The organism is Flavobacterium sp. 38, from assembly GCF_057799715.1.
Genome location: NZ_JBYNWZ010000004.1, coordinates 69,096 through 87,401, shown reverse-complemented (window position 1 = coordinate 87,401; position 18,306 = coordinate 69,096). Strand labels below are relative to the sequence as shown.

The following is an 18,306-nucleotide window of genomic DNA, read 5'->3' as shown; positions in this document are numbered from 1 at the left end:
TTTCTATCTTAGATATTGTTGTAAAAATCAATTGTTTCTCCTTCTTGTACTTGAACAATTGCTTTTTTGTATGCATTTGTCTTTCCACTGATTAAACCACTTTTAGTGTATTTAGTAGATCTATCTGGTCTCACATTCATTGTGTTAACAGAAACGATAGTTACTCCATAAGCAGCCTCAACAGCTTTCTTAATTTCAACTTTGTTTGCTTTTTTGTTAACAACGAATCCGAAGCGGTTTAGAACTTCACTTTCTTTGGTTACTTTTTCCGTTACTATAGGCCTAATAATGATGCTCATATTCCTATTATTTACTTAAATTTTCTTCAATTAACTCTAAAGAACCTTCCAAAAGCACTAAATTATTAGCGTTTAATATTGCGTAAGTGCTTAATTCTGAGCTAGTTACGACGTTTGAAGCCTTTAAATTACGTGACGACAAATATACGTTTTTATTTGACTCACCCAACACAAATAAAGATTTTTTATTCTCTAACCCTAAAGCTTTCAAAACGTTAATGAAATTTTTAGTGTTTGGCGCTTCAAAATTAAAGTCTTCTAAAACTACTATATTTGACTCTTTTGCTTTGATTGAGAAAGCTGATTTTCTAGCCAATCTCTTCAATCCTTTATTCAATTTAAATGAATAACTTCTTGGTCTTGGTCCGAAAACTGTTCCACCACCTTTAAACAATGGACTCTTAACACTTCCTGCACGAGCAGTACCAGTTCCTTTTTGTTTTTTAATCTTACGCGTACTTCCTGTTACTTCAGCTCTTTCTTTAGCTTTATGAGTACCTTGTCTTTGATTAGCAAGATATTGCTTAACATCAAGATATACAGCGTGATTGTTTGGTTCAATTGCGAATACTGAATCAGAAAGTTGAACTTTTCTTCCAGTATCTTTTCCGTTGAAATCTAATACTTTTACTTCCATTACTTCTGAATGATTACATAAGAGTTTTTGTGCCCAGGAACACATCCTTTAACAACAAGTAGATTCTTTTCAGCAACTACTTTTAAAACTCTAAGGTTTTGAACTTTTACATTTTCTCCTCCCATTCTTCCAGCCATACGCATTCCTTTGAATACTCTAGATGGATAAGAAGAAGCTCCTACAGAACCTGGCGCTCTTAAACGGTTGTGCTGACCATGAGTAGCTTGTCCAACACCACCAAAACCGTGACGTTTAACAACACCTTGGAAACCTTTACCTTTAGACACACCTTGTACATCTACAAATTCTCCTTCTTCAAAAATAGTAACATCAATAAGATCTCCTAATTTTTGTTCAGTTGCAAAATCTTGGAATTCAACGACTTTTTTCTTAGCAACAGTTCCAGCTTTTTTAAAGTGACCTAAAGCCGCTTTAGTAGAATGTTTCTCGTTTTTGTCATCGAAACCAAGTTGCAACGCTTCATACCCGTCAACCTCGTTGGTTCTGACTTGGGTAACAACGCATGGTCCAGCTTCGATTACTGTACAAGGAATGTTTTTCCCGTTTTCATCGAAAATACTAGTCATGCCGATTTTCTTACCAATTAACCCAGACATAAATATTAATTATTAATTACTAAAATTCCCTTCAATTTGAAAATAACAGAAATTTCCAAACAGGGAGTGCAAAAGTAGATATTAAAATTGAATATACCAAACAGTTACAAAAATTAAATCGCTCATAATCAAAATCCAACGATCAAAACAGCAAGAAAACACACCTTCTACACACCAAAATTTAAGGCATAATTTTCAATTCGCCAACACTTTTCACCTTAACAATTAAACAATAAAAACATAACAAGAAACACTCAAACCACCTTAAAACAAAGGACTTTACAAAAAATTAAAAAATAAAAACACGTTAAAATTTACAAACCAAAACAACTTCTAAAAACAAAAAAAGCGAGACAAAAAATGTCTCGCTTTTTATATAAAAAAAATATAAAAAAATTATACTTTAATCTCTACTTCAACTCCACTTGGCAATTCAAGTTTCATTAAAGCATCAATAGTTTTAGATGAAGATGAATAAATATCAATCAATCTCTTGTATGACATTACTTCAAATTGCTCTCTCGCTTTTTTATTAACGTGCGGAGAACGCAATACAGTGAAAAGTTTTTTGTGAGTTGGCAACGGAATAGGACCTGTTACAACCGCTCCAGTAGTTTTTACTGTTTTTACGATCTTTTCAGCAGATTTATCTACCAACATGTGATCGTAAGATTTTAGTTTTATTCTGATTTTTTGACTCATTTTCTTAAGAATTAAGCGTTACCTTTTGCTTTTTTAATTACCGCTTCTGAAATATTAGAAGGCGTTTCTGCATAGTGAGAAAACTCCATTGTAGACGTTGCTCTACCAGATGACAATGTTCTCAATGTAGTAACATATCCAAACATCTCAGCCAATGGCACATCTGCCTTAATAGTTTTCGCTCCGTTTCTATCACCCATGTCATTAACCTGACCTCTACGACGGTTCAAGTCACCTACGATATCACCCATATTTTCTTCTGGAGTAATAACTTCGATTTTCATGATTGGCTCCAAGATAACAGCTCCAGCAGCTTTTCCAGATTCTTTATACCCCATTCTAGCAGCTAATTCAAAAGAAAGAGCATCAGAATCCACAGGGTGGAAAGATCCATCCAATAAAGTAACTTTTAAACTATCCACAGCATATCCAGCTAAAGGTCCAGTTTTCATAGCTTCACGGAAACCTTTTTCAACAGCAGGAATATATTCTTTAGGAACGTTACCTCCTTTTACTTCATTTACGAACTGTAATCCAACAGGAACTTTTCCATCAACTTCATCAGCAGGCTCGATTCTAAATACGATATCACCGAATTTACCACGACCTCCAGATTGTTTTTTGTAAGTTTCTCTATGTTGAGCAGATCTTGTAAACGCCTCTTTGTACTCTACTTGTGGCTCACCTTGATTAACCTCTACTTTAAACTCACGTTTCATACGGTCAACTAAGATATCTAAGTGAAGCTCACCCATACCAGAGATAATAGTTTGACCAGAAGCCTCGTCAGTTCTAACTGTAAACGTTGGATCTTCTTCAGCTAATTTAGCCAAAGCCATACCCATTTTATCAACGTCAGCTTTAGTTTTAGGCTCAATAGCAATACCAATTACAGGATCTGGGAATTTCATAGACTCCAAGATAATTGGATTCTTTTCATCACATAAAGTATCTCCTGTTTTGATATCTTTAAATCCTACTGCTGCTCCAATATCTCCAGCCTCAATAAATTCGATTGGGTTTTGTTTGTTAGCGTGCATTTGGTAAATACGAGAAATTCTCTCTTTATTACCAGAACGAGTATTTAAAACATAAGAACCAGCATCTAAACGACCAGAGTAAGCACGGAAGAAAGCTAAACGACCTACGAATGGGTCAGTAGCAATTTTAAATGCTAAGGCAGCGAATGGCTCTTTTACATCTGGCTTACGCAAGATTTTAGTTTGATCTTCTTCTAATAAATCAGCATCATCAGGATGAATACCTTCAATACCTTCTTTATCTAAAGGAGATGGTAAATATTTACAAACTGCATCTAACATAAATTGAACTCCTTTGTTTTTGAAAGAAGATCCAGCAAGCATAGGAATGATTGCCATGTCGATTGTTGCAGCTCTTAAAGCGTTATTGATTTCCTCCTCTGTAATAGAGTTCTCATCTTCCATGTACTTATCCAAAAGATTTTCATCATAAGTAGCAATTTCTTCAATAAGAATAGAACGGTAATGCTTAACATCATCAACCATATCAGCTGGGATATCAACAATATCAAAAGTAGCTCCTTGAGTTTCATCATGCCATACAATAGCTTGATTTTTCACTAAGTCAACGATTCCTTTGAAATCAGCCTCATCACCAATAGGTAAAGTAATTGCAACCGCATTCGATTTCAACATATCTTTTACCTGACCACAAACTCCTAAAAAGTTCGAACCCTGACGGTCCATTTTATTTACGAATCCCATACGAGGAACTCTGTATTGATCCGCAAGTCTCCAGTTAGTTTCTGACTGAGGCTCAACACCATCAACAGCACTAAACAAGAAAACTAAACCATCAAGTACACGTAAAGAACGGTTTACCTCTACAGTAAAGTCAACGTGCCCAGGAGTATCAATAATATTAAAGTGGTATGGTAATGATTCTGGAAGAACTTTACCTTGCTCCGTTGGAAAGTTCCAAGTACAAGTTGTAGCAGCAGAAGTAATTGTAATACCTCTTTCTTGCTCTTGTGCCATCCAGTCCATTGTTGCAGCTCCATCGTGAACCTCACCAATTTTATGCGATTTTCCAGTATAAAAAAGAATACGCTCAGTTGTTGTTGTTTTACCAGCATCAATGTGAGCAGCAATCCCGATATTTCTTGTATATTTTAAATCTCTAGCCATTTCTTTACGAATTAAAATCTAAAGTGAGAGAATGCTTTATTAGCTTCTGCCATTTTGTGAGTATCCATTCTTTTCTTAACCGCAGCACCTTCTTCTTTAGCAGCAGCTAAACACTCAGAAGCTAAACGTTGTGCCATAGATTTTTCGTTTCTTCTTCTTGAATAAAGAATCAACCATTTCATCGCCATAGAAATTTTTCTATCTGGACGTATCTGCATTGGAATTTGGAATGTAGCTCCACCAACTCTACGGCTACGTACTTCTACGTGAGGCATAACGTTTGTTAAAGCATCTTTCCAGATTTCTAATGAAGTTTTTTCATCATTTTGTTTTTTAGTTTCAATGATATCAATAGCATCATAAAAAACTTTAAAAGCTGTAGACTTCTTACCGTCCCACATTAAGTTGTTTACAAAACGTGTTACCAATTGATCATTAAATCTTGGATCTGGTAAAAGTGGTCTTTTCTTTGCCGCTCTTTTTCTCATGTCTTTTTCTTAAAAGTTTTTAAATTACTTTTTTGCTTCTTTTGGGCGTTTAGCACCGTACTTAGATCTTCTTTGCGTTCTTCCTGCAACACCTGACGTATCAAGCGCTCCACGAACGATGTGATATCTAACACCTGGTAAATCTTTTACCCTTCCACCTCGCACTAATACTATCGAGTGCTCTTGTAGATTGTGTCCTTCTCCTGGGATGTAAGCATTCACCTCATTACCATTTGTCAAACGTACACGCGCAACTTTACGCATTGCAGAGTTTGGTTTTTTTGGTGTAGTAGTGTAAACACGCGTACAAACCCCTCTTCTTTGAGGACAAGAATCTAAAGCAACCGATTTACTCTTCTTAGTGATCTGAGTTCTTCCTGTTCTTACTAATTGTTGAATTGTTGGCATAATTAATACTAAAAATTATTATGTTTATTAAATTCCCGCTTTTTACGGGGTTGCAAATGTATAAAATATTTTTCAGTATACAAACGTTAAATCATTAATTTTCAATATCATTATTTAGCCTTTTCATTTTTCAATCAAACAACAGATATTTGCTTTACATTTAACGAATGAAATATTCTACTTTGAAACATCTTTTTTACATATTACTCTGTTTCGCAAGTTATTCCGGTTTTGCACAAACTTTTTATTTAAAAATACAGGGAACAAACAAAACTCAGACTCAAATTATCGATTCTGTAAATTACAGCCCAAAGCATAAAGACGTAACATCATTACTTAAAGAAATAAAAAACACTGAAAAAAAAATATCCAATTTAGGCTACTTGGATTTGCAAACTTTAGAAATAAAAAAAACAAATGACTCAACTTATAATGCATTATTCGATTTAAAAAAGCAAATAAAATATATACATATATATATAGGAAGAAATATCGATAGTTTTGATTCTAAGATATCTGCAAATGACAGCATTGTAATTCCTTATTCAGAACTCGAAAATTTCTTATACCAAAAAGTATTAAACAATGAAAAAAAAGGATTTGCTTTTACAAAAATAAAACTTGAAAACATCAGGCGTAAAAATTCAATAATTTATGCCGACTTAAATTTAAACACTGAAAAGAAAAGAACGATAAGTTCGATTATTATAAATTACACAAATCCAGATACTAAAGACTATTTCCCAAAAGGAGCTCTTAAACAACTAAATAAGAAATATATAAACAAAACCTTTAATCAGGAAATAACTCAAAAACTATATAATGATATTGGAAGTTTTGAATTTATCACACAACCCAAATATCCCGAAATTTTATTTACTCAAGATTCAACAAAAATCTATACATACTTGGAAAAAAGAAAAGCCAATACTTTTGATGGATACATTGGATTTTCTAATGATGAAAACAAAAAATTAAAGCTAAATGGCTACTTAGACATTAGCCTCGTAAATACGTTACGAGCTGGCGAAAAGTTTTCATTATACTGGAAAAGTGATGGAAATGACCAAAAAACTTTTAATACCAAAATAGAAATCCCATATCTATTTCAATCTTCTCTTGGAATAAAAGCACAATTAAATATCTTCAAGCAAGACAGCACTTTTCAAAATACTAAAACAGACATTAACTTCGTGTATTATTTAAATTACAATTCAAAACTTTACTTAGGCTATCAATCAACAGAGTCAAGCGATATTCAAAATACTAACAACAGCAGTTTAAGCGACTTCAACAACTCTTATCTCACTGCTAACTATGATTATAAAATACTGGAAAATGAAAATCTTTTTTCAACAAAAGCTATAATTAATGCTACAATAGGACATGGCAAAAGAGAAACTCCTAATGATGCAGAAACAGCAGGATCTAGCAAACAATTATTAGCATTGTTAAATGTGGCCTACAATTTTGAGTTAAACAAAAAGAATTATGTTTATTTAAATTCGCAAAACTACTATTTACAAAGCAAGAATTATATCACCAATGAATTATTTCGATTTGGAGGAATGAACTCAATTAGAGGCTTCTCAGAAAATAGTTTACAGGCAAATTATGCCAATCTACTTCTTACAGAATATCGATATTTACCCACTTCTAATTTTTATGTTCATTCAATTTTAGATTATGGCATTTATCAAGATCAGACTTTTAATAAAAAAGTAAGAAATATATTATCTTTTGGCGTAGGATTAGGATTATTAACTAAGGGTGGATTATTAAAAATTCAACTTGCGAATGGCTCTGCAAACAAAGGGAAAATCAAATTTTATAACAGTATTTTAAACATTTGTTATAATGTTAAATTTTAAGCTTAGTTAAAAAAACCTTAAATAAAAAGTTGGAATATTAACAAATAATTATGAGATTAGTAATACTAATTCAAAATAATTATTAATTATGAAACCAAAGTTTAACGGATTTTTAGTGCTTTTTATAGTACTAATCGCGCAACTAACCTTTGCGCAAGAACGAACTGTCTCGGGAACTGTGACCGACGATGCAGGAATGCCGCTACCAGGCGTAAGTGTATTAGTCAAGGGAACTAAAAACAGTGCTCAAACAGATTTTGATGGAAAATATTCCCTTAAGGCTTCACCAAATCAGGTATTAGTGTTCAGCTACATCGGAATGAGATCTCAAGAGGTAACTGCAAGTTCAACTCAAATCAATACTAAACTTTCAGGAGACACAATGCAACTGGAAGGTGTTGTAGTAACAGCTCTTGGACTTTCGAGAGAAAAAAAATCTCTAGGATACGCAACGCAAGAAGTAAAAGGAGAAAATTTAGCAGCTGTTAAAAGTGACAACTTCGTAAATGCAATCTCAGGAAAAGTTTCTGGTGTACAAGTCAAAAGAACTACAAATTTTGGGGGTTCGACAAATATTGTAATTAGAGGAAATTCATCTTTAACAGGAAATAACCAAGCCTTGTTTGTTATTGATGGAGTTCCGGTAAGCAACAATAATTCGAACTCAAGAGATCAGGAGCAATCTGGATCTGGTTACGATTACGGAAGTGCAGCTTCTGATATAAATCCAGAAGACATCGAGTCTATAAACATACTTAAAGGATCTGCGGCAAGTGCCTTGTATGGTTCAAGAGCCGCAAATGGCGTTGTAGTAATTACAACCAAAAAAGGAAACAAAAAAGCGAAAGGCTTCTCCATTACCGTTAACTCTGGTATTACTACCGGCTCAGTTGACAAAAGCACATTTATAAAATATCAAAACCAATATGGCGGTGGTTACGGTCCTTATTATGGCCCAGACGAAGATTCTTATCTAGATCGTCAAGACATTAATGGCGACGGTGTTCTTGATTATGTTACTCCACTAACAGAGGACGCCTCTTATGGAGCAAGATTTGATCCTAGTTTAATGGTCTATCAATGGGATGCATTTTACCCAGAATCTCCAAACTACATGAAAGCCACACCTTGGACGGCAGCAAAAAACGGCCCTATTACTTTTTTTGAGAAACCAGTAGCGCTAACAAATGCTATCTCTATAGATAAAGGTCTTGAAAATGGATATTTAAGATTGGGAATAAACAATCTTGACCAGCAAGGTCTTTTACCAAATAGTACATTAAAAAGAAATACAATAACCTTAAACGCTTCAACATTAATCAACGACAGACTGACTGTTGCAGGGTACGGAAACTTTACCAGAACAAGTACTATTGGTAGAAATAACACAGGTTATAATGATAATATTGCTGGGAATTTTAGACAATGGTGGCAAACTAACGTTGACATAAAAGGGCTAAGACAAGCTTACGAACTAACAGGAAGAAATGTATCTTGGAATCCAAATTCAACTACAAATCCTACTCCGATTTTCTGGGACAATCCATATTTCCAGCGTTACGAAAATTACGAATCTGACAGCAGAAACAGATTTATTGGTAATGTCTCTTTAAATTACAAAATTACAGACTGGTTAGATGCTTACGGCAGAATGTCTGTTGATACTTATGATGAACTACAAGAAGAAAGAAGAGCTGTAGGAAGCGTACCTTCAAATTTCGGAATCGGAACTGGCGGTGGTGACGGAAGTACAAATAGAAGTCCAGCTCCATCAGGATATTCTAGAAAAAATATTGGATTTAGCGAATACAATTATGACTTCATGTTAAACTATAATGTAGATTTAACAACAAAACTTAACTTAAAAGGAGTTGCCGGTGTAAACATAAGAAGAAGCTACTACAACTCTATATGGGCCGCAACAAATGGAGGACTTGCAATTGCAGGTTTATATTCCTTACAAAATACGGCCGCTCCAATGCTAGCTCCAATAGAAAGAGACGAATCAATCGGTGTTGACGGTCTTTATGCTAGTGCCTCTTTTGGATATGACGACTACTTATTCCTTGAGGGGACAATAAGAAGAGATCATTCTTCTACGCTACCTGAAGCTAACAGCTCTTACTATTACCCTTCTGTTTCAACCAGTTTTGTGTTTTCCAAATTTGTAAAAGCTGATTGGCTTTCTTTTGGTAAAGTAAGACTTAATTATGCAGAAGTTGGAAATAGCCCAGGTTTTGACAGAATCTTGGATACGTATGCAGTAAATACAGCTTTTGGAGCTTCATCTGCATCTGTAAAAGACACTAAAAACAATCCAAACTTAAAACCAGAGCGTACTAAGAGTTATGAAGCGGGTGTAGAGTTATCATTTTTCAAAAAGAGATTAGGACTTGACGTTTCTTATTACAAATCTAATTCAATTGATCAAATCATACCTTTAAGATTGACTTCTTCAACTGGTTATTTATATGAATTAATTAATGCTGGAGAAATCCAAAATCAAGGAGTCGAGGTTTCATTGAACGGAACTCCTGTTAAAACGGAAAATTTTTCATGGGATATTAATTTAAACTGGGCAAGAAACAGAAATAAAGTAGTAGAACTTTTGGATGGAATTGACAATCTTCAATTAGGTTCTTTCCAGGGAGGAGTTACTATTAATGCTCAGGTTGGTCAACCATATGGAGTTATCTATGGAACTCAATACACCTATCTAAATGGCCAAAGAGTTGTTGATCCTGATAATGGTCAATACATCAAAACTTCGACTTCCGATAATGTTATTGGAAATGCAAACCCTGAGTGGACGGGAGGTCTAAACAATAAATTTACATACAAAAACTTCTCCTTTGAGTTTTTGATTGACATGCAAAAAGGCGGACAAATCTTTTCACTAGACCGTTATTATGGACTAGCAACAGGTTTGCCTGATGACACCGCTTTTATAAACGAACTAGGAAATCCTATAAGAGATCCTTTAACTTCTGGAAGTGACAGTGGTGGTTTTATAAATCCGGGAGTAAATCCTGACGGAAGTACAAATACAACGAGAATTGAAGCCAGCCGTTTTGGAGCACAAGGATATAGAAGAGGTTTACCAGACGAAGCATTTGTTTATGATGCGAGTTATATCAAACTAAGACAAACTTCAATTTCATACTCTCTTAGCGAAAAAGTTTTAAAAAACACTTTTATGAATGGAGTTACATTTAGCCTTGTTGGAACAAATCTATGGATAATACATAAAAACTTACCAGATGCAGATCCAGAATCAGGACTAGGAGCAGGTAATTTACAAGGATACTCAACAGGATCACTACCATCTACCAGAGATGTAAGTTTCAACGTCAAAATCCAATTCTAAAACAAGAAATCATGAAAAAAATATTCTTACTTCTATTCACCACAGCTCTGTTGATCTCATGCTCTGATGACATAGAAAATTTAAACACAAACGTAAAAGATCCGTCAGTCGTTCCTGGCGAAGCTTTATTTACAAGTGCTCAAAAAAGTTTAGTAGATCAAATGATGAGCACAAATGTTAATGACAATGTATTTAGACTATTAAATCAATATTGGACAGAAACAGTATATACAGACGAAAGCAATTACGATTTAGTTACAAGAACTATTCCTGAACAACACTGGCAATATTTATATAAAGACGTGTTGAAGGATTTAGATCAAAGTGCCATAAACATCAATAATACTCCGGTACCTGTTACAGAAAATCCTTTAAACAAACCTAATAAACTTGCTATCATTGAAGTTTTAAATGTTTACACCTATGCAATATTAGTGGAGACTTTTGGAAACGTTCCATATTCTCAAGCATTAAATCTGCAATATAAAACTCCAAAATACGATGACGGTTTAACTATTTATAAAGATTTAATTTCGAGATTAAATAAAGCAATCGCAAATCTTAATCCTGCCGGAGCAAGCTTTGGAGACAACGATCGTATTTACAATGGTGATGTATCAAAATGGATAAAATTTGCAAACACTTTAAAATTACGATTAGGAATTACTATTTCTGACATTCCTTCAGAAGCTGCTTTAGCGCAAGCAACTGTAGCTAGTGCCGCGCCGAATGTTTTTACTTCTAATCTTGATAATGCAGATTTAAAGTATTTAACCGCAACACCAAATACAAATCCGCTTTATGTTGATCTTGTTGCAAGTGGACGTTCAGATTTTGTACCTGCCAATACATTGGTTGACAAAATGAATGAATTGAACGATCCTAGAAGAGCTAAATATTTTGACAATAACTTAGATGACCCTTCTACTCCAGAAGTAGAATACGTTGGAGGAACATATGGAGCAAGTAATACATTTTCAAATTATACTCATATCACTCCAACAATTCAAGTTCCAGATTATCCAGGAACAATACTAGATTATGCGGGAGCAGAATTCTTACTAGCAGAAGCCGCAGAAAGATCATTATATGGAACACCTGCAGACGCGGAGGCACATTATAATGCTGCCATCACTGCTTCTATATTGGACTGGGGCGGCACACAAGCTGATGCAACTACCTATCTTGCAACTTCAGAAGTCGCATATGCAACAGCGACAGGAAATTGGAGAGAAAAAATTGGGCATCAAGCTTGGATAGCATACTATAACAATCCGTTTGAAGGATGGTCAACTTATAGAAGATTAGACTACCCTGTTTTAGTGGCACCACAAGATGCAGTTTCTGATGTTCCGCAACGATATACCTATCCAATTATTGAACAATCATTAAACAAAAGTAGTTATACAGAAGCCAGTCAAGCAATTGGCGGAGATGCTGTTGAAACTAAACTTTTTTGGGATAAATTTTAAAAATAAAACATTTTAACAATGAAGCCACTCAATTTTGGGTGGCTTTTTCTGTATAAAAGTTATAAAAAAAGGCATTTATATAGCATTCATCATAAAATTTAACATTTATCTTAAATAGAATATATTTCATTATTATCATAATTAGAGCAATAAACTGAGAATTTTAAATCTGAACGCTTTATTTAACTATAAAAAAACAATATCCTATTGTAAAATCATAATTTAACTAAAAAAAAAGCTTTATATATTAGGAAAGTTAACAAATTATTAAGAGTTTTGCGATACTAATTCAAAATATTTAAAAATGAAACTAAAGTTCAATGGATTCTTAGTGCTTTTATTAGTACTAGTTGCGCAACTATCATTTGCGCAAGAAAGAGCTGTTTCTGGAACAGTTTCTGACAATGCAGGAATGCCTTTACCAGGTGTTAGTGTATTAGTTAAAGGAACTAAAACAGGAACACAAACTGACTTTGATGGTAAATTTTCGATCAAAGTATCACCAAGCCAAATTTTGGTCTTCAGCTACATTGGGATGAAAACTCAAGAAGTAGCGGCAAGTTCATCTACTGTAAATGTTAAAATGGCAGATGCAGGAGCTCAAGAACTTGAAGGCGTAGTTGTAACTGCATTTGGTATCAAAAGAGAGAAAAAATCTCTTGGATACGCAACAACAACTTTAAAATCAGACGCACTTACTCAAGTAGTTAATGCAAACCCTTTTGAAACACTTTCTGGTAAAATTGCAGGGGTTGATATTACTTCTCCTTCTCAGCCAGGAGCTTCTACAAAAGTTGTTATCCGTGGTTTAAATACAATTACCGGAAATAACGGACCTCTTTATGTAATTGACGGAACACCTATTAACAACACACCAACAGGTACAGGAAATAATGGAGTAGCTACTTCTACAAGATCTTATGACGCTGGTAACGGTGTTAGTGACCTTGACCCTAACAACATTGAAAGTATGACAGTACTTAAAGGTGCTGCCGCTTCTGCTTTATACGGATCAAGAGCTGGTGGTGGTGTAATCATCATTACAACTAAAAAAGGAAAAGCAAACAGCGGAATTAAAGTTGACTTGCTTGCTTCTACAGAGTTAAGTGAAGTAGCTAGAGTTCCTCATAACCAAACTCAATTTGGACAAGGTTGGAATGGTGTAAGTTATTCAGGCGCTAACTCTTACAGTAATGAAAATGGTTCTTGGGGACCTGCATTTAATGGACAAATTAGACCTTGGGGATCTGTTTACGAAAACAGCCAACAAATTAAACCATACGTAGCTTTAAAAGATAACGTTAGAGACTTTTACAATACAGGTGTTATGTCTACACAATCTGTAAACTTAAGCGGTGGTGGAGATACTTCAGATTTCTCTTTGATCTTCTCTAATGTTAACAGCGATGGTGTTGTACCAACTGATGCTGATTTATACAAAAAACAATCTATTGCTTTCAATGGAGGATTAAAAGGTAAGAGATTTACTTTAAGAACATCTTTAAACTACATCTACAAAGATCAAAGTGTAGTAAACACTGGACAAGGTGATGACGCAGGACAAGGTTCTACATTACAACAAGATTTATTACAGATCCCTACTGATATTAGTATCGTAGACTTGAAAGATTACAAAAATAATCCTTTCAACTCTCCATCTTACTACTTTACTCCTTATGCTACTAACCCATATTTCTCAATTAATGAGAATAGCACAAAAATTTATGGTGGTAACTTTTTTGGAAATGCTAACTTAAGCTACAAAATTACAGATAAATTAACTGCTACATGGCAAATTGGTGGTAACGTTAGAACTGAAAGATTCAAAAGTTACGGAGCTATCGTTGACTACTTACCAGGAAGCCCTCAGGCTGCAGCTGGAAGTTTAACAGTAGGTGGAGTTACAGAAGGAAGATCTGAATTCTCTGAATTTGATACTTTCTTCAACCTTAACTATAACACAAGCTTAGGCGAAGACTGGACATTAAACCTTTTAGGTGGTGTTAACTTTAACAAAAGAGAGTCTGATCAATTATTCAACACGATCACTAACTTAGGTATCCCTGGATATTATGAACTTTCAAACTCTGCTGTTAGACCAACAATTACTCAATCTAATAGTGTAAGAAAAACTGGAGCAGTTTATGCTTCTGCAGAATTTGCTTTCAAAAACAGATACTTTGCTACTATTACAGGTAGACAAGATGTTACATCTACATTACCAATCGGAAATAATAGTTATTTCTACCCATCAGCATCTTTAGGTGCAATTGCAATTGACAATGGAGATACATTCTTAAAATTAAGAGCTGCTGCTTCTAAAATTGCAAATGATACAGACCCTTACAGAACAGCTAATTCTTACATCCCTGGATCTGCTGCGGCTAATTTCGGTATTATCGCATCTCCAATTGGAGGAGTTAGTTTTTACGAAGCTAATGGTAGATTAGGAAACCCAGAATTAAAACCAGAAAGTACTGTTGAATATGAAGTTGGTGCTGAAGGATCATTCTTCAAAAACAGAATCAGTTATGACGTAGCTGTTTATCACAAAACAACTAAAGATGCAATTGTTAACTTACCTTTAGACCCATCTACTGGTTATACGCAAAAAACAATTAATGCTGCTACAATCCAAAATAAAGGTATTGAACTTTCTCTTAGTGCAAGTCCAATTAAAAACCAAGACTTTACTTGGAACTTAACTTATACTTTTACTAAAAACTGGAATGAGGTAACTGAAATCAATGGTGGACTTCCATATGTTGATTTAGCGGCAGGTTACAACGTGTTTTTTAGAGCTGTAAAAGGGCAGCCAATTGGATCATACTACTCATTAGTTGAAAAAACTACTGCAGCTGGCCAACCAATTGTAAGTGCAGCAAACGGTGTTAACGTTGCTAGTGCTGAAGCTCAAAACATAGGTAACAGCCAACGTGATTTCGTTATGGGATTACAAAACACTTTCAAATACAAAAACTTTAACTTAGGACTATCTTTAGACTGGAAACAAGGAGGAGAAATGTATTCTTACACAAAAAGATTGGCACATTTCGTAGGAAATGGTATTGAAACTACTTATAATGACAGAGCTCCTTTTATCGTACCAAATTCTGTTAACGAAATTGTTGGTACTGACGGATCTGTAACGTATGTAGAAAACACAACACCGGTTTCTTTTGATAATGTTGCAAACTACTATAACACTCAAACTAATATCGGATACGAGAGAAATCACGTAATTGACAAAACATTTGTACGTCTAAGAGAGGTAAATTTAAACTACGACTTCCCTTCTGCACTTAGTAAAAACATGGGATTAAACAAAATCTCGTTAGGAATCTACGCAAGAAACTTATTTATGTGGACTCCTGGTGACAACCCTTACGTTGACCCAGAGGTAAGTACTTACGGAACTGGTGTACTTTCAGATTTAGGAGAATTTGGAGCAAATCCATCACAAAGATCAGTAGGTGGAGTTTTAAAATTATCATTCTAAAAAAAATTATTATAAAATGAAAAAGATAGCAACAATAATAACAGCTCTTTTCTTATTAGTGTCATGTGATGAAACATTTGACATTAATAGAGACCCGGATTTATTGCCTCCGGGACAAGCAAATAGCACGATCTTTCCTGCAGGAATCGCAGGTCTTGCAGGTGCTCAAGGATCGTACTACGCGATAATTGGCGGATTTTGGTCTCAATTCTGGACACAAAACAATACTTCTAATCAATATAAAGATGTTGACCAGTACAGTATTGGAACTAACGATTATCAACAGGGATATGCAGCAATGTATGATGCGTTAAATGATATCAGAACTGTAAAAGCACAAGCTGCTGCTGAAGGTAATACAAAATATTTCTTAATGGCAACTGTACTTGAGGTTGAAGCTTCACAAGTTTTAACAGATTTATACGATGCCATTCCTTATACAGAAGCAAATAGTACAAGTATCTTATATCCTAAATTCAATACAGGTAAAGAAACATATGACCTAATGATTGCTGATTTAAAACTAGCTTTATCAAAAGATTTAAATGCTTCTGTTGGTGACAATCCAGGTAAAGATGATTTCATCTTTGGTGGAGATATGACAAAATGGACAAAATTTGGTAATACTTTATTGTTAAAATTATATACAAGATTAACAGAAGTAGATCCTACATTAGCTCAATCTGGAATTACTACATTGATCAACTCAGGCGCTCAATTTTTAGATGTTGATGCTGCAATGACTCAATTTGAAGATGCTGCAGACAGAAGTAACCCATTATACGAAACAGATAGAAGACAGTTAAATACTACTTTAAACCTTAGAGCTAGTAAAACATTATATTCTTACCTACAAGCAAATACAGATCCACGTAAAGATTTGTACTATGGGCCAGGAAACCCTAATAACCAAGGTGATTTCTTAAATAGTGCAACTAACCTTTCTTTAGTTACATTAAAAGCAACTACTCCTTTCTATTTCATTAGCGCTGAAGAAAGTTACTTCCTACAAGCAGAAGCTCTTGTAAGATATTATAATGGCGCTGGAGCTCAAAGTAAATATAACTCAGGAATTACCGCTAATTTCGCTAAATATTTTGGAAATGCCACTGCTTCTACTGTTGCACCTTTCATCAGTGTTGGAGGTGAATATGAATTCCCAACAACAGGAACAACTGCACAACAAATCGAAGCTATTATTACTCAAAAATGGATTGCTAGTTTCCCTGGAAACGGATACGAATCATTCTTTGAACAAAACAGAACAGGATACCCTAGAGTTTCTTCAGTACCTCAAACAAGCGAATCTTACGTACCAGGTCAATTTGCAATTTCTGTAAACAGCCAAACAGGAAATCTATTCCCAAAAAGAGTTGTTCTTCCTAATAGTGTAAAAACAAGAAATCCAAATGCACCTGCTTTAAAAGCAATCACAGATCCAGTTTGGTGGGATGTTAACTAATTAAAAATAAGAAAATGAAAAATATATTCATAAAACTGATGACAGTAGTAGTTAGTGCTTTACTACTTACTTCTTGTGATGCTGATTCAAGCGCAGGAGTATCTAGAGTAACTAATTACCCGGTATTTAAAGTTAATGGCGAAAGCACATTATTTGTACCACTAGGTGGCACATACAATGACCCAGGAGTTATAGCTACTGAAAACGGAGCTGTAATTCCTACAGAAACATCATTCGCTGGAAAATACAGAGGAGCTAAAACTCTTGATACAAGTAAATTTGACGAATATACTCAAACTTATAGCGCTACAAACGTTGATGGTTTCAAAGGAAGTACTACAAGAAAAGTGATTGTATACAAAACTGGAGATCTTGTCACTAGTATCGAGGGTGTTTATATAGCTACGACAAGAAGAAATGGAACTTTAATGGCTGCATCTCAAGGTAGTTCTGTAGACGTTAAATACATTTATATCTGGAAAAACGCAGATGGTTCTTTTCAAGTATCTGATGCTTTTGGTGGATGGTATGATATCTCAAGAAAAATTGGAGCAACATCTGCTGCTGTAGGTGGAACAATTACAGGGGATATTCCTACTAACAACTTTACCTTCCCTGGAATCCCAGTGAATGCATACTTTGGAGGATCTGCAAAGATATCAGGCTTAACTGTTAATCCTGCTACAAAAACACTTGTACTAACAACTGATTGGGCTGCCGATGCGACAACTAATTATAAGTTTGTTTCAACATTAACTCAAGTACAACTTTAAAATTATTACAATGAAAAAATTAAAATTAAATATAACACGTGTACTTGTAGCAATGCTTGTACTAACGTCATTTGTAGCTTGCGATGAAGTTGGAGATACTGATCCAGGAGGAACATCAGTTGAGGCTTTAGCAGGAGACTGGTACGTTCAAACTTTAGTTAATGGGGAAGTAGTTGTTGACTATAGACTTATTTCAACTTACAATACTGCTTCCAATGATGCAAACATGTTTATCGATGATCATGGCAATATTTGGGATTTTAAAGTTAAAACACCTGTAACTGTCAATGCATTATCATTTGCAGGAAATAATCTACCGAGTAGCGTTGACGGATATAATGTTAACGTAACCATCACAGAAGGAAAAGTAACTAAAAATGATACTAAAACTTCTGGTGGTAATACTACTGACGGGATTTCTTTTAAAGCTGTATTCTCTGATGATACAGATGCAGGAACTGTTTATGAGATCAAAGGTTACAAGAGAACTGGTTTCAAAGAAGACGAACACTAATACTTAATTCAAGTATAGTAATATTAAAC

Annotated in this window: 14 protein-coding genes; 7 read left to right on the top strand and 7 right to left on the bottom strand. The window is 34.6% G+C overall.

Annotated features, from left to right (window positions below):
- Window positions 1-8: 8 nt before the first annotated feature.
- From rplW to rpsL, 7 genes are all read right to left on the bottom strand, one after another.
- Complete coding sequence (gene rplW, locus AC3E9W_RS11620; RefSeq protein WP_008464286.1) at window positions 9-299, bottom strand: 50S ribosomal protein L23; 291 nt, start codon at window positions 297-299, stop codon at window positions 9-11.
- A 7-nt stretch (window positions 300-306) separates the two neighbouring features.
- Window positions 307-936, bottom strand: a complete 630-nt coding sequence (rplD, locus tag AC3E9W_RS11615) for a 50S ribosomal protein L4 (protein ID WP_111424376.1) — start codon at window positions 934-936, stop codon at window positions 307-309.
- Window positions 936-1,553 carry a 50S ribosomal protein L3 gene (gene rplC, locus AC3E9W_RS11610; protein WP_008464284.1) on the bottom strand — a complete coding sequence of 206 codons (618 nt, stop codon included), beginning with the start codon at window positions 1,551-1,553 and terminating at the stop codon, window positions 936-938. The genes rplD and rplC overlap by 1 nt, the downstream gene beginning before the upstream one ends.
- A gap of 396 nt (window positions 1,554-1,949) precedes the next feature.
- Complete coding sequence (gene rpsJ, locus AC3E9W_RS11605; protein WP_007803605.1) at window positions 1,950-2,255, bottom strand: 30S ribosomal protein S10; 306 nt, start codon at window positions 2,253-2,255, stop codon at window positions 1,950-1,952.
- A gap of 11 nt (window positions 2,256-2,266) precedes the next feature.
- Complete coding sequence (fusA, locus tag AC3E9W_RS11600) at window positions 2,267-4,423, bottom strand: elongation factor G (RefSeq protein WP_456895537.1); 2,157 nt, start codon at window positions 4,421-4,423, stop codon at window positions 2,267-2,269.
- An 11-nt stretch (window positions 4,424-4,434) separates the two neighbouring features.
- Window positions 4,435-4,911 (bottom strand): 30S ribosomal protein S7, encoded by a 477-nt coding sequence (rpsG, locus tag AC3E9W_RS11595; protein ID WP_026727879.1) that lies wholly within the window; start codon window positions 4,909-4,911, stop codon window positions 4,435-4,437.
- Between the two features lie 24 nt (window positions 4,912-4,935).
- Window positions 4,936-5,319, bottom strand: a complete 384-nt coding sequence (gene rpsL / locus AC3E9W_RS11590; RefSeq protein WP_007136570.1) for a 30S ribosomal protein S12 — start codon at window positions 5,317-5,319, stop codon at window positions 4,936-4,938.
- Window positions 5,320-5,486: 167 nt separating this feature from the next.
- On the opposite strand from rpsL, the gene AC3E9W_RS11585 reads away from it, so the two are divergent.
- The 7 genes from AC3E9W_RS11585 to AC3E9W_RS11555 all read left to right on the top strand — a co-directional run bounded on the left by AC3E9W_RS11585 (window position 5,487) and on the right by AC3E9W_RS11555 (window position 18,277).
- Window positions 5,487-7,190: a ShlB/FhaC/HecB family hemolysin secretion/activation protein gene (locus AC3E9W_RS11585; protein ID WP_488768472.1), complete on the top strand. Its 1,704-nt coding sequence runs from the start codon at window positions 5,487-5,489 to the stop codon at window positions 7,188-7,190.
- Window positions 7,191-7,278: 88 nt separating this feature from the next.
- Window positions 7,279-10,557 (top strand): SusC/RagA family TonB-linked outer membrane protein, encoded by a 3,279-nt coding sequence (locus AC3E9W_RS11580; RefSeq protein ID WP_488768471.1) that lies wholly within the window; start codon window positions 7,279-7,281, stop codon window positions 10,555-10,557.
- 11 nt (window positions 10,558-10,568) lie between these two features.
- Complete coding sequence (locus AC3E9W_RS11575; RefSeq protein WP_488768470.1) at window positions 10,569-12,029, top strand: SusD/RagB family nutrient-binding outer membrane lipoprotein; 1,461 nt, start codon at window positions 10,569-10,571, stop codon at window positions 12,027-12,029.
- Window positions 12,030-12,333: 304 nt separating this feature from the next.
- A complete protein-coding gene (locus AC3E9W_RS11570; protein WP_488768469.1) occupies window positions 12,334-15,528 on the top strand; it encodes a SusC/RagA family TonB-linked outer membrane protein in 3,195 nt (1,064 codons plus the stop codon).
- Window positions 15,529-15,544: 16 nt separating this feature from the next.
- Window positions 15,545-16,990 (top strand): SusD/RagB family nutrient-binding outer membrane lipoprotein, encoded by a 1,446-nt coding sequence (locus tag AC3E9W_RS11565; protein ID WP_488768468.1) that lies wholly within the window; start codon window positions 15,545-15,547, stop codon window positions 16,988-16,990.
- Between the two features lie 14 nt (window positions 16,991-17,004).
- Window positions 17,005-17,763, top strand: a complete 759-nt coding sequence (locus AC3E9W_RS11560) for a BT_2262 family domain-containing protein (protein WP_488768467.1) — start codon at window positions 17,005-17,007, stop codon at window positions 17,761-17,763.
- A gap of 52 nt (window positions 17,764-17,815) precedes the next feature.
- Window positions 17,816-18,277: a lipid-binding protein gene (locus AC3E9W_RS11555; RefSeq protein ID WP_456895521.1), complete on the top strand. Its 462-nt coding sequence runs from the start codon at window positions 17,816-17,818 to the stop codon at window positions 18,275-18,277.
- Window positions 18,278-18,306 lie beyond the last annotated feature (29 nt).